The sequence below is a fragment of the Xanthomonas sp. NCPPB 3005 genome (genome assembly GCF_041228095.2).
GTDB lineage: Bacteria > Pseudomonadota > Gammaproteobacteria > Xanthomonadales > Xanthomonadaceae > Xanthomonas_A > Xanthomonas_A bonasiae.
The window spans coordinates 416,170-429,859 of the sequence record NZ_CP166096.2; the positions used below are offsets into that span (position 1 = coordinate 416,170).

Below are 13,690 nucleotides of genomic sequence, written 5' to 3' on the forward strand. Positions count from 1 at the left end.
TTCTCAAACCGCCGGCACGCGCGCATCCTTGCGCGCTAGTGCCACGCCAGGAACCTTCATGCGCTCTGTGTTCGCCGCTCTCGCCCTCATGCTCGCCACGTCCCTCGTTCCCGCGCACGCCGAAAAACTGACCCTGGAGGCCATCACCGGCAGCAAGCCGCTGTCGGGGCCGACCCTGATGAAGCCGCAGGTCGCGCCCGACGGTTCGCGGGTGACCTTCCTGCGCGGCAAGGACAGCGACCGCAACCAGCTGGACCTGTGGGAATACGACATCGCCAGCGGCCAGACCCGCTTGCTGGTGGACTCGAAGGTGGTGCTGCCCGGCACCGAGACGCTGAGCGACGAGGAGAAGGCGCGGCGCGAGCGCCAGCGCATTTCCGCCTATGCCGGCATCGTCGATTACCAGTGGGCGCCGGATGCGCATGCGCTGCTGTTCCCGCTCGGCGGCGAGCTGTATCTGTACGACCTGCGCAAGACCGGCAGCGCCGCGGTGCGCAAGCTGACCCAGGGCGAGGGCTTCGCCACCGATCCGAAGATCTCGCCCAAGGGCGGCTACGTCAGCTTCGTGCGTGCGCGCAACCTGTGGGTGATCGATCTGGCCAGCGGCCAGCAGCACCAGCTGACCCGCGACGGCAGCGACACCATCGGCAACGGCGTGGCCGAGTTCGTCGCCGACGAGGAGATGGACCGCCACACCGGCTACTGGTGGGCGCCGGACGACTCGGCGATCGCCTTCGCGCGCATCGACGAATCCGGCGTGCCGGTGCAGAAGCGCCCGGAGGTGTATGCCGACCACACCGAGGTGATCGAGCAGCGCTATCCGCAGGCCGGGCAGCCCAACGTCAGGATCCAGCTGGGCACGATCGCGCCGCGCGCCGGCGCGCAGCCGCAGTGGATCGACCTGGGCAAGAATCCGGACATCTACCTGGCGCGGGTGGACTGGCGCGATGCGCAGCGGTTGACCTTCCAGCGGCAGTCGCGCGACCAGAAAAAGCTCGAACTGATCGAAGCGACCCTGGCCGGCGGCAAGCAGCGGGTGCTGGTCACCGAGACCAGCAAGACCTGGGTGCCGCTCAACCACGACCTGCATTTCCTCAAGGACGGGCGCTTCGTGTGGGGCTCGGAGCGCAGCGGCTACGAGCACCTGTACCTGGCCTCGGAAGACGGACGCAAACTGGTTCCGCTGACCCACGGCGACTGGATCGTGGACGAGCTGCTGGCGGTGGACGAAGGCGCCGGCAAGGTCTACTTCTCCGCGACCAGGGAGTCGCCGACCCAGACCCAGCTCTACGCGGTGCCGCTGGACGGCGGCGCGATCGAGCAGCTGTCCAAGCCCAACGGCACGCATGCGGCCAGCTTCGCCAAGAACGCCAGCGTCTACGTCGACAGCTGGTCCAACACCGCCACGCCGCCGCAGATCGAGTTGTTCCGCGCCAGTGGCGAAAAGATCGCCACACTGCTGGTCAACGATCTGGCCGATCCGCAGCATCCCTACGCCAGGTACCGCGACGCGCAGCGTCCGGTCGAGTTCGGCCACCTGACCGCGGCCGACGGCAAGACGCCGCTGCACTACCGGCTGACCAAGCCCGCCGACTTCGATCCGGCCAAGCGCTATCCGGTGGTGGTGTACGTCTACGGCGGCCCGGCCGCGCAGACCGTGCTCGACGGCTGGCCGGTGCGCGGCGACGCGCTGTTCGACCAGTACCTGGCCCAGCACGGCTATGTCGTGTTCTCGGTCGACAACCGCGGCACGCCGCGCCGCGGCCGCGACTTCGGCGGTGCGCTGTACCAGCGGCAGGGCACGGTGGAAGTGGACGACCAGCTGCGCGGCGTCGCCTGGCTGAAGGCGCAGCCGTGGGTGGATGCCGCGCGCATCGGCGTGTACGGCTGGTCCAACGGCGGCTACATGACCCTGATGCTGCTGGCCAAGCACAGCGAGGCCTATGCCTGCGGCGTGGCCGGCGCGCCGGTGACCGATTGGGGGCTGTACGACAGCCACTACACCGAGCGCTACATGAACCTGCCCGCGGCCAATCCCGACGGCTACCGCGACGGCCGCGTGGCCGCGCATCTGGATGGCCTGAATTCGCCGCTGCTGCTGATCCACGGCATGGCCGACGACAATGTGCTGTTCACCAACTCCACCTCGCTGATGAGCGAGCTGCAGAAGCGCGGCAAGCTGTTCGAGCTGATGACTTATCCTGGGGCGAAGCACGGCCTGTCCGGCAGTAATGCGCTGCACCGCTACCGCACCACCGAAGCGTTCCTGGCGCGTTGCCTGAAGCCCTGAGCGCCACCCGCACCGTCTTTCGCCGAAAAGGAGTTCTGCATGTCCACGCCGCCGCCGTTACCCGGTTCGCCCGTGTCTGACCCCGCCGCCGCCGCGCCGCCGGTGGCGGCCCGGAAGGGCTGGTGGGCACGCCACTGGAAATGGGCGGTGCCATTGGTGGTGCTGTTGCTGGGCGCAATGCTGCTGGCCTCGATCGCGGTGTTCGTGATGGGCATCGCACGCGTCACCAAGTCGTCCGAGCCGTACCGCGTCGGCCTGATGGCCGCGCAGCTCGACCAGCGGGTCATCGCTGCGCTGGGCGCGCCGGTCAAGGACGGGATCATGCCCAGCGGCAGCATTTCCACCAGCAACGGCACCGGCAGCGCCAATCTCAGCGTGTCGCTGCACGGCGCGCGCGGCAACGGCACCTTGTACATCGAAGCCGAGCGCCATGCCGGCGAATGGCACTACACGACGCTGCAGGTGCTGCCCGACGCCGGTGAGGCGATCCCGCTGCTCGAGGATGTCGAGTCCGGAGTGGACGACGCCATCGAAACCGATGCCGAGTCCGATTCCGACGCGGATGCCGTCAACGAGGTGCAGACCGACGCGGATCCGGCTGCGCCGGCCGAGGCGGACAGCACGCAATAAGCTCCGCGCCGCCGCGGCATGCGGCGCAGTGGCACCCACGCCGCGTGGCCGAAGCCGTCGCGTCGCTGCGTTGCGCGGGCAGGGTGGATGCGGGGCATCGCGCTGTCGCCGTGCTGCCGTCCGCAGACGGTGTGGCCGTGTCTACGATTCGCGAGCCTGCAGCGGCGGCCCTGGTCGCTTCGTGTCGCGCGCGATCGCTGGCCGCCCGACGCGGCCATGACCTACGGCAGCTTGCCGGCCGTGCGCGCGCCGCGTACGGTCGCCGCATCGTCCCGCTGGAGATTCACCGATGAAGCCACTCGTCCTCGCCATCGCGCTGGCCCTGGTCGCGCCGTTGCCTGTCCTCGCGCAGGCCGCGCCCGCCGCCGCTTCGGCCGAGGCCGCCGGCCCGGCATGGGTGAAGCGCAGCAACGACTTCGCGCAGATCCTGCTGCAGGCGCAGGCGCCGTTCCAACCCGAGGAGGTGAGCTTCTTCGGCGTGCCGGGCTACGACGACAAGGTCGCCGACCTGGGGCCGGACAATGCCCGCCGCTATCGCGACGCGATCGGCAAGGCCCGGCGCGCGCTGCAGGAGAAGCTGGAGGTCGAGCGCGATCCCAACGTGCGCCAGGACCTGGCGATCATGATCCATGCCGCCGACCAGGCCGCCGAAGGCAGCGCGTTGAACGAACGCCTGCTGCTGCCGTGGCAGGATGCGCCGCAGATGGTGTTCGGCGGCCTCAACAATCTGCTGTCCGAACAGGTGCCGGCGGCGCGCCGGGCCAAGGCGCTGGACCGGCTGCAGCGCTATGTCGGCCTGGCGCCCGGCAGCACCTCCTCGCTCGTGCTGGCGCGCCAGCGCTACGAGGAAAAGCTGGCCAACGGCGCGCTGCTGCCGCCGACCCGACGCGAGGTCGAGCAGGCCTTGAGCAACGTCGACACCTACGCCAAGGGCATTCGCGAACTGTTCGCGACCTACAAGATCGACGGCGCCGAACCGGCGCTGGCGGCGATGGACAAACAGTTCAAGGACTACGCCGCTTGGACGCGCAAGGTGGTGCTGCCGAAGGCGCGCGAGGACGCGCGCCTGCCGCCGGAGCTGTACGCCTTCCAGCTCAAGCAGGTCGGCATCGACATCGCGCCGCAACTGTTGATGCAGCGCGCGCAACTGGAATTCATGGAGACCCGCGCGGCGATGCAGCAGCTGGCGCCGCTGGTGGCCAAGGCCCAGGGCCTGAAGGTCGACAATCCCGGCGACTACCGCGCGGTGATCCGAGCGCTCAAGCGCGACACCATCGCCAACGACCAGTTGGAAACCCATTACCGCGACGTCATCGCGCAGATCGATCCGATCATCCGCCAGCAGCGCATCGTCGATGTGCCGCAGCGGCCGATGCAGATGCGGCTGGGGTCGGCGGCCGAGAGCGCGGCGCAACCGGCGCCGCATTTCCGTCCGGCGCCGCTGGTCGGCAATACCGGCGAGCAGGGCACCTTCGTGCTGCCGCTGGGCAATCCGGATACCGCCGGCAAGGGCGAGCACTACGACGACTTCAACTTCGGCTCGGCGGCGTGGACGCTGAGCGCGCACGAGGGCCGGCCCGGCCACGAACTGCAGTTCACCGCGATGGTCGAGCGCGGCGTCTCCCTGGCGCGCAGCATGTTCGCGTTCAATTCGGTCAACGTCGAAGGCTGGGCGCTGTACGCCGAGGCCGAAATGGTGCCGTACGAACCGCTGGACGGGCAGCTGATCGCGCTGCAGTTCCGCCTGCTGCGCGCCGCGCGCGCCATGCTCGACCCGATGCTCAACCTGGGCCTGACCGACCGCGAACGCGCGCGCCTGGTGCTGGAGAACGACGTCGGCCTGTCGCCGGCGATGGCGCGGCAGGAACTGGACCGCTACATGATGCGCGCGCCCGGCCAGGCCGGCAGCTATTTCTATGGCTACAGCCGCATCATGGAACTGCGCATGCGCACCGAACTGGCGCTGGGCGCGAAGTTCGACCGGCTCAAGTTCAACAACTTCCTGCTGGACCAGGGCCTGCTGCCGCCGGACCAACTGGCGACTGCGGTGGACGAGGTGTTCGTCCCGGCACAACGGAAGTGATGGAACCGTGCCGCTGCGCCGACCGCGCAGCGGCACGGTCGGACTTCAGTGATCTTCCGGGACGCTCTCAGGGCGCCGCCCGTCCGTGTTCTTCCAGTCGCTTGCTTTTCCGCCGCCTATGGGACACATGGCCATGTACTGCCCGACAGCGGTCACTGCAGTTTGCGTCCATGGCAGGAAGCAGACATTTCCGATGCAGCAGGCGCCAGTGGTTGGGTAAGGGCAATATCCAGGCACCGCTACCCAAGTCCCGCTGCTTGGACTTATCGGGATCCAGTTCTTGTCGCCGTCCTTGCAGCCTTGGGTACAGAACACGAAGGGGTCATTGTCGCGGCAAGCAAACTCCACATAAGGGCCCACTGCTTTGGCCGTGCCCTGCAGTCCGAAGAACGCGACCAATATCCATATCCAGCGCTTCATAACGAGTCCTTCTGTCAATGACGGTCCATCCCGGGCGCTAACACCAATGACGGGTCACTGCCCTCGCGGGTCCGGATCCATCCCCTGCAATGCCCGAGGGTCGGGGAATACTATAACCCGGCCAATAGCTTACCAAGGGTTCCCGGACGGCGGTCGTCTGTGCCTGGGCCGCCGCGGCGACTCAGGGCAGGGTGAAGCCGGACGCCGAGGAGGCGGAAACCGCCGGGATCACTCTCCCAAGACGCTCAGCGTTCCTGCGCCGGCAACGGCGGTTGGGGCTGTGGCTCTTGCGCCTTCGGCACCTGCGCCCCCGGCGGCACCCAGATCGCCATGCCGGCGGCGCGTTTCTGCGTGGTCGGGATGCCGATGCCCAGGCCGCCGCCGACGTGGCCGCCGTAGCTGCCGGCGCCCACCGACACGCCGCCGCCGGAGCGCTGCGAGGCCACGCCCATCAGTACCACGCCGTTGGCGCCGAGCTTGGCCGCCTCGCGCTTGAGCCGGGCCATCGCCGCATCGGTCTGGCCCTGGGTGCCGAAGCCGGCCGCGCTGGACGATTCGAGCTGGGCGATGTCGACCGCGCCGAGCGGCGGGGTCGAATAGATCTGGACCAGGGCCGGGTCGATCGGGGGGCGCGGCGCGCCGACCATCACCTTGGAGGAACTGGCGCAGCCGGCCAGCGCGAACAGCAGCGCCAGCGGCAATAGCGGTCGGACGTTCATGGCATCACCCCTGGGAATCGGTTCACGATGCGATGATAGGCGCGATCGGTGAACCGCGGCGCACCCGCCATCGCCGCCACCGTGGCACGCCCGCCGTGAGTCCCGTGCCAAGAGTTGGCTTGCGCCGCCGGGGCCGCGCGCTATGGTGCGCACTGGCATTCAGCGTAGGGCGACGGCATGGGCTTGATCAGTCTGTTGTGGGGCATCGTGGCGTTGCTGTGGATGATCCTGGCCTTCATCCCGCTGCTGGGCTGGGGCAACTGGTTCGTGATCCCGTTCGCCGCGGTCGGCGCGATCATCGCCGCGATCGGGCTGCTGTTCACTTCGGCCCCGAACCGCGGTCGCGCCAAGACCGGGCTGATCCTCAACGGCCTGGTGATCGTGGTCGGGGTGATCCGGCTTAGCCTGGGAGGCGGAGTGATCTAACGGCATGCCGGCGCATGCCGGGCACGGCGGCATGCTGTGTTGCAGCAGTTCCCGTCCATCTGCGGCCGGCAGGCGTAAAATTCGGCGGTGACGACCGCTGCGGTGGCCGTCACCGTTCGCGCCGGTGCGTGCGGCGCGGCTCGGCAGACCGGGCGTCGCCTCGCAGTGCCGCGTGCGCGACGTCCGACCCGTCCCTGCAGGAGCCTCGCGTGGCCCATCCCCATTACCGCCCCCGGCGCATGCGCCGCGACGACTTCTCGCGCCGGCTGATGCGCGAGAACACCCTGACCGCCGACGACCTGATCTGGCCGGTGTTCGTGCACGAACTGCCAGGCCGCGCGCCGATCGCCTCGATGCCCGGCGTGGAGCGGCTGTCGATCGACGACCTGCTGAAGGAAGCCGAGACCGCGCTGGAACTGGGCATCCCGGTGATCGACCTGTTCCCGGTGATCGACCCGTCCGGCAAGAGCCTGGACGCGGCCGAGGCCTGGAACGAGGACGGCCTGGCGCAGCGCGCGGTGCGCGCGCTGAAGGCGCGTTTCCCCGAACTGGGGGTGATGACCGACGTGGCGCTCGATCCGTACACCACCCACGGCCAGGACGGCATCATCGACGCACGTGGCTACGTGCTCAACGACATCACCGTCGAAGCGCTGGTCAAGCAGTCGCTGTCGCACGCGCAGGCCGGCGTGGACATCGTCTCGCCCTCGGACATGATGGACGGGCGCATCGGCGCGATCCGCCGCGCGCTGGATGCCGAGGAGCATCTGCACGTGCGCATCATGGCCTATTCGGCCAAGTACGCCTCGGCGTTCTACGGCCCGTTCCGCGACGCGGTCGGCAGCGCCGGCAACCTCGGCAAGGCCGACAAGAGCACCTACCAGATGGACCCGGCCAACGGCGACGAGGCCATGCGCGAAATCGCGCTGGACCTGGAGGAAGGTGCCGACATGGTGATGGTCAAGCCCGGCATGCCGTACCTGGACGTGGTGCGGCGGGTGAAGGACGAATTCCGCGTGCCGACCTTCGCCTACCAGGTCAGCGGCGAGTACGCGATGCTCAAGGCCGCCTTCGCCAACGGTTGGCTGGACGAGCGCAAGTGCGTGCTGGAATCGCTGATGGCGTTCAAGCGCGCCGGCGCCGACGGCGTGCTGACCTACTTCGCGCCGCAGGTGGCGCGCTGGCTGCGCGAGGCGCGCTGAGGCGGTAGCGTTCTTGCGATTCAGATCATGCCGCTTTGTTGTAGGAGCGGCTTCAGCCGCGACAGGGCTCTACCGGTAGCACCCTGTCGCGGCTGAAGCCGCTCCTACGACGGCATGATGCGCGCAGGCAAAAACGTGCGGGCGTCGGTGATGCATTTACGCGGACGGATGCGCCATCGGCATGGAAGCCGCTGCCGGCAGGCAGCCCAACCCGAGCAATGTCGCCTCCACCGCGTCGTCCAGCGGCGTGTGCGGCTCTTCGCCGAGCGTCTGTAGCAGGCGCGTATTGCGCATGCGCAGCGGATGGCGCCACAGCGGGCGCATCTCGCGCAGTTCGCGCGCCAGCGGCCAGAAGGGCATGGCCAGGGTCAGCAGCCACCACGGGAAGCGGCGGGTCCGTGGCGGCGCCATGCCGTGGCGGTGCAGTGCGCGTGCGATCGCCGCCGCCATTTGCGTGCCGTCGGCGTCCCAGTGTCCGTCCATGTGCAGCCGCGCGAACGCCGGAAGCGCATCGCGCTGCTGCAGCAAGCGCAGCATGGTCCGCGCCACGTCCGGCACGTACGCCCATTGATGGCCGATGCCGGGATCGCCCGGCAGCGTCACGCTGGCGATCGGCTGCCCTGCTTTCACCAGTCCCTGCGCGAACCAGCTGTTGCCCACGCGTGGGCCGAAGAAGTCGCCGGCGCGCACCACGATGACCCGCGTACCGTGCGCGGTCGAAGCCTGCAGGCGCCGCTCCAGCTCGACCCGGATCGCGCCCTTGCGCGTAGCCGGGGTCTGCGCGGCGTCTTCGTCCGGCGCCGGGTAGGCATCGAGGCCGTAGTTGTAGACCGTGCCCGGCAGCACGATGGTCGCGCCCTCGGCGCAGGCCGCGGCGATCGTGTTGTCGATCATCGGCAGCACCAGCTCGGCCCAGCGCCGGTAGCCGGGCGGATTGACCGCATGCACGATCGCCGCGCAGCCGCGCGCCGCCTGCAGCACGTCCTCGCGGCGCATCGCGTCGCCGCGCAGCCAGTGGATGCCGTCGCGGGTGTCGCTGGCGGCCGCGAGTCCGCGTTGCAGGGCGCGCACCTGCCAGCCGGCGTCGCGCAGCTGGCGCGCCAGCTCGCCGCCGATGCCGCCGCTGGCGCCCAGGACCAGGGCGGTGGATGTCGTTGTCATGCGGGGACTCCGTTGCGGGGAATGCGATCAGTGTGATCACCGCCGCATAGCAAAGGAATTGGCGAACATCGGCGATCGGCTATACATTTATGTATGGACAATGCCATCGGTTGGGAGCTGTACCGGTCTTTCCTCGCGGTGCTGGAGGAGGGGTCGCTGTCCGCGGCGGCACGTGCGCTGGACCTGACCCAGCCCACCGTGGGACGGCATGTGGCGGCGCTGGAAAAGGCGCTGGCGGTGCCGTTGTTCGTGCGCTCGCAGAGCGGATTGCTGCCGACCGACGCGGCCCTGGCGCTGCGCGGCCATGCCCAGGCCATGCGCAGCATCGCCGCGTCGCTGCAGCGCGCGGCCGGCCGCCACGGCGAAGCGGTGCAGGGCACGGTGCGGATCTCCGCCAGCGAGGTGATCGGCGCGGAAGTGTTGCCGCCGGTCTTGGCCGGCTTGCGCCGCGCGCATCCGCAGCTGCGGCTGGAACTGGTACTGAGCAACCGCGTGCAGGACCTGCTGCACCGCGAAGCCGATGTGGCGGTACGCATGACCCGGCCGCAACAGGATCCGCTCATCGCCCGCCGCATCGGTGAGATCGCGATCGGCCTGTACGCCGATCGCGACTACCTGGCACGGCATGGCACGCCGCAAGACCTGGACGAACTCGGGCAGCACGCACTGGTCGGCTTCGATGCGGAGACGCCGTTCCTGCGCGCCGCGCGCACCGGGCTGCCGCAGTGGCGCCGCGAGGCGTTCGCGCTGCGTGCCGACAGCGACCTGGCGCAGCTGGCCTTGATCCGCGCCGGCTGCGGCATCGGCTTCTTCCAGGCGGCCCTGGCCCGGCGCACGCCGAGCCTGCTGCCGGTGCTGCCGCAGCAGGTGCGGCTGGGCCTGGAGACCTGGATCACCATGCACCAGGACCTGCGCGGCAGCGCGGCCTGCAGCGCCGTGTTCGCGGCGCTGGTGGAAGCGATGACCGCGCACGTGGCCTGAGCGACGCGCGCGGCGATTCGCTGGTGATTCGATGGGCGAGCCGCCTGTCTGCGGAAATGCGGTCTGCGCGTGCGAATGCATCTGCAGACCGCCTTCGCAGCGCTACATGCAACTACGGTATCGACACAGTCTCAGTAGGCGATGCGGCTACGAATCCCCAATCCCGAATCCCCAATCCCGGCTTTCAGGGCATCGTCAACGCGATCGGCGTGGACTTCATCGCCGCGGAGATCGACGGGAACGGGTCGACGCTGGCCATGGTGATCACGTCGTCGATCGACACCACATCGCAGGTGATGCTGTCGTCGTTCACGCACAGGTACGCGGCCGCGCCCACGCCCGGCTCGTACACTGCCTTCCACACGTAGTCCGCCACTTCCACCTTGTCGGTGCCGATGGTCGTCACGTTGTCGTCGAAGGCCGGGCCGGTGACCACGTAGATCTCGCCGCGCTGCTTGGCCAGCTGCCGCACCTGCTCTTCGATCCGCGCCCATTCGCCGGTGTTGAGCTTGTGGTCCTGCGGGACCACGTTGGCCATCGAGAAGGTCTCCTTCTCCGAGCTCTCGGTCGAGGCGTCGCCGGCCGGGGTCATGTGGCCGCGGTCGAACCCGGTGTTGGTGTAGTCCGAGCTCTTGGAGCGGTCGGCGGCGGGAATGGCGGTTTCCTCGTGGAACGAGCCGACCCGGCCGATCGCCTCGGCGCCGGCGACCTGCTGGTCGGTCAGGTGCTCGGCCGAGTACAGCGGGCCCTTGGTCACGCCCGAGGCCAGGATCGCGTATTCGGTGTGGCAGACCTCGGTGGTGCGGGCGGTCAGCGAGGCGTCCACGCTCGGCGGTTTGCCGCCTGCGTACAGCGTGGCGCAACTGGTGGCGGCCATCGCCGTTTGGGCCGTGAACAACGCAAGCAGAACCAGACAACCGCGCAGGGAGAAGGACATCGCGTACCTCGCTAGCCAAGGGGGAGTGAAGAAACTGGCGAGGGGCGATGTCGTTACGGTGACTGTTGGATGTGTCGCGCATGGCAAACGCGCTGCCGGTCACGTTTGCGGGTAGACGACGCGGGCCGGCTCGAGGCGGATCCGATAAGCGTTCTCATTTACAATGCGCGGCCGCCTTCCGAACGTGTCCTGCGCCGTGACCAAGAAGCTGTTGTTCCAGCTGCACTGGCTGTTCGGCATCAGCGCCGGGCTGGTGCTGTCGGTGATGGGCCTGAGCGGGGCCACGCTGGCGTTCGAGGACGAGATCGTACGCTGGGCCAACCCGCCGCTGGCCGAGGCGGCCGCGCGCCATGCGGCCGGCGAGTCGCCGTTGCCGCTGGCCGAGCTGGCGCGGCGTCTGGACCTGGGCGGCACGCACCGCACCACGCGCATGTTGATCGACCCCACCGGCACGCGTCCGTCCAACGTGCGCCTGGCCGGCCGCGACGGCGGACGCCTGTACTTCGATCCCTATACCGGACGCACGGTGGCGGAGCCGCGGCTGACCGGTTTCTTCGCCTTCGTCGAGGACCTGCATCGGCGCCTGGCCGCCGGCGAACGCGGCAAGGCGGTCACCGGCGCCTGCGCGATCGCGCTGCTCTTCTTCTGTCTGTCCGGGCTGTACCTGCGCTGGCCGCGGCAGTGGTGGAGCTGGCGCGCGTGGTGGGTGGTGGAATGGAAGCGGCAGGGCCGCAGTTTCCTGTGGAGCCTGCATTCGGTGATCGGCACCTGGTGCCTGGCGATCTACCTGTCGATCGCGCTGACCGGGCTGTACTGGTCCTACGACTGGTACCGGCAAGGGCTGGTGGCGGTGCTCGGCGGCGAACGCGCGGACAACGAGGGCGGCGGCCGTGGCGGCAAGCCGCCGGCGGTGGACTATGCGCGGCTGCAGGCCACGCTCGATGCGCTGCCGGACGTGCGCCGCGCCTATCTGGACCTGCGCCTGCCCAGTCGCCCCGGGCAGCCGCTCATCGCACGCTACCTGGCCGCCGATCCGGTGCACAGCCGGGCCTTCGACGGCCTGGAGATCGATCCGCGCAGCGGCCGCATCCTGCGCCGCCTGGACTACCGGCAGCAGCCGCTGGGCCGGCAATTGCTGAGCAGCGTGTTCGCCCTGCACACCGGCAGCTTCTTCGGCCTGGCCGGGCGCGTGGTGGTGATGCTGGCGAGCCTGTGCATGTCCCTGTTCTTCGTCACCGGCTGGCTGTTGTACCTGGACCGGCGACGCAAGAAGCGCGCGTTGCACACGGCGCGGCGCGATCTGGCGTCGCCCGTGCTGGACGCCGCCGAGCCGTGGCTGGTGGGGTTCGCCAGCCAGAGCGGATTCGCCGAACGGCTGGCCTGGCAGGCCGCCGGCCAGCTGCAGGCGGCCGGCGTGCCGGTGCAGGTGCAGTCGCTGGCGCAGCTGGATGCGGCGCAGTTGCGCGGTGCGCGGCGCGCGCTGTTCGTGGTCAGCACCTTCGGCGACGGCGAAGCGCCGGACCCGGCGCGCGCCTTCGAGAAGAAGGTGCTGCGCCAGGCGCAGGCGCTGCCCGACCTCGGCTATGCGCTGCTGGCCCTGGGCGATCGTCAGTACGCGCGCTTCTGCGGATTCTCGCGCCGGCTGGAGCAGTGGCTGGCCGCGCAGGGCGCGCAGGCGCTGTTCCCGGCGGTGGAGGTGGACAACGCCGATCCGCAGGCGCTGGCGCAGTGGCAGCGGCAGCTGTCCGCGGTCACCGGTGTGGCGGACGCGGCGCCGGAGTTGCAGGCGCCGCCGGCGCTGGAATGGCGCCTGGCCGGACGCACCCTGCTCAACCCCGGCAGTGCCGGCGCGCCGGTGTGGCGCATCGATCTGGCGCTACCGGCACAGGCGCAGTGGCAGGCGGGCGACATCCTGGAAGTGCAACCGTGTCACGCCGCGGATGCCGTGCGCGCCTGGCTGGCCGCGCATGGCCTGGCAGCGGACACGCCGCTGCGCGCCGCTGGCGTGCCGCTGCCGTTGCAGGCGGCGCTGGCCGATCGCGAACTGGTGCCGCCCGGGGACACGCACGATCTGCAGGCCTGGCTGGATGCGCTGCCGCCGCTGCCGCTGCGTGAATACTCGATCGCCTCGGTGCCGGCCGACGGCCTGCTGCAACTGGTGGTGCGCCTGACCCGGCGCGACGACGGCAGCGCCGGCCTGGGCTCGGGTTGGTTGTGCCTGCACGCGCCGCTCGGTACCGCGGTGCAGGCGCGGGTGCGCGCCAACCCCGGTTTCCGCCGACACGGCGCCGCCCCCTTGCTGCTGATCGGCAACGGCACCGGCATCGCCGGCCTGCGCAGCCTGCTGCGCGAAGCCGAGCAGGCCGGTGTGCATGGGCACTGGTTGCTGTTCGGCGAACGCAATGCCGCGCACGACGCGCTGTTTGCTGCGGAACTGCAGGCATGGCGGGACAGCGGCCACCTGCAGCGGCTGGACCTGGCGTTCTCGCGCGACCAGCCGGACAAGCTCTACGTGCAGGATCGCCTGCGCGACGCCGCCGACGAAGTGCGCGCCTGGCTCGCGCGCGGCGCCACGCTGCACGTCTGCGGCAGCCTGGACAGCATGGCCCGCGGCGTGGATGCGGCCTTGCGCGAGATGCTGGGTGAGGATGCGCTGGATGCGCTCAGCGCGGATGGGCGGTATCGGCGCGATGTGTATTGAGGTCTGAGGCAGGTGGAGCGGTTTGGGGGAGTGCTCGGCCCCGGATCGAATTCGGTGGCGTTGTTTCCACCGCTGCGTCTGTCGCGGCTGAAGCCGCTCCTACAAAGGCAGCGGAGGCGCGCGGCTTTTTGTAGGAGCGG

10 protein-coding genes are annotated in these 13,690 nt (G+C 69.6%); 7 read left to right on the forward strand and 3 right to left on the reverse strand.

Annotated elements, in window-relative coordinates; genetic code table 11:
• Window positions 1-58 precede the first annotated feature (58 nt).
• The 3 genes from AB8810_RS01935 to AB8810_RS01945 all read left to right on the forward strand — a co-directional run bounded on the left by AB8810_RS01935 (window position 59) and on the right by AB8810_RS01945 (window position 5,003).
• Window positions 59-2,290: a S9 family peptidase gene (locus AB8810_RS01935; protein WP_179571037.1), complete on the forward strand. Its 2,232-nt coding sequence runs from the start codon at window positions 59-61 to the stop codon at window positions 2,288-2,290.
• Between the two features lie 39 nt (window positions 2,291-2,329).
• Window positions 2,330-2,920 (forward strand): cytochrome c oxidase assembly factor Coa1 family protein, encoded by a 591-nt coding sequence (locus AB8810_RS01940; RefSeq protein ID WP_179571036.1) that lies wholly within the window; start codon window positions 2,330-2,332, stop codon window positions 2,918-2,920.
• Between the two features lie 289 nt (window positions 2,921-3,209).
• Window positions 3,210-5,003, forward strand: a complete 1,794-nt coding sequence (locus tag AB8810_RS01945; protein WP_369915404.1) for a DUF885 domain-containing protein — start codon at window positions 3,210-3,212, stop codon at window positions 5,001-5,003.
• Between the two features lie 665 nt (window positions 5,004-5,668).
• Here AB8810_RS01945 and AB8810_RS01950 read toward each other — a convergent pair.
• Entirely contained in the window at window positions 5,669-6,142 is a 474-nt protein-coding gene (locus tag AB8810_RS01950; protein ID WP_179571034.1) for a hypothetical protein, read from the reverse strand.
• A 177-nt stretch (window positions 6,143-6,319) separates the two neighbouring features.
• Here AB8810_RS01950 and AB8810_RS01955 point away from each other — a divergent pair, with 177 nt between their 5' ends.
• Window positions 6,320-6,568, forward strand: coding sequence for a hypothetical protein (locus tag AB8810_RS01955; protein WP_053839316.1), 249 nt, complete (start codon window positions 6,320-6,322; stop codon window positions 6,566-6,568).
• Window positions 6,569-6,777: 209 nt separating this feature from the next.
• The gene (gene hemB, locus AB8810_RS01960) at window positions 6,778-7,770 is read left to right on the forward strand and encodes a porphobilinogen synthase (protein ID WP_179571033.1); all 993 of its coding nucleotides are present in this window, start codon (window positions 6,778-6,780) and stop codon (window positions 7,768-7,770) included.
• Window positions 7,771-7,926: 156 nt separating this feature from the next.
• Here hemB and AB8810_RS01965 read toward each other — a convergent pair whose 3' ends face one another.
• Window positions 7,927-8,931: an NAD-dependent epimerase/dehydratase family protein gene (locus AB8810_RS01965; RefSeq protein ID WP_179571032.1), complete on the reverse strand. Its 1,005-nt coding sequence runs from the start codon at window positions 8,929-8,931 to the stop codon at window positions 7,927-7,929.
• Between the two features lie 93 nt (window positions 8,932-9,024).
• On the opposite strand from AB8810_RS01965, the gene AB8810_RS01970 reads away from it, so the two are divergent.
• Entirely contained in the window at window positions 9,025-9,912 is an 888-nt protein-coding gene (locus AB8810_RS01970) for a LysR family transcriptional regulator (RefSeq protein ID WP_179571031.1), read from the forward strand.
• Window positions 9,913-10,096: 184 nt separating this feature from the next.
• Here the strand turns inward: AB8810_RS01970 and AB8810_RS01975 are convergent, their stop codons facing one another.
• Entirely contained in the window at window positions 10,097-10,849 is a 753-nt protein-coding gene (locus AB8810_RS01975; RefSeq protein ID WP_179571030.1) for a DNA/RNA non-specific endonuclease, read from the reverse strand.
• Between the two features lie 196 nt (window positions 10,850-11,045).
• Between AB8810_RS01975 and AB8810_RS01980 the strand changes: the two genes are divergently transcribed.
• A complete protein-coding gene (locus tag AB8810_RS01980) occupies window positions 11,046-13,550 on the forward strand; it encodes a PepSY domain-containing protein (protein WP_369915406.1) in 2,505 nt (834 codons plus the stop codon).
• The last annotated feature ends 140 nt before the right edge of the window (window positions 13,551-13,690 follow it).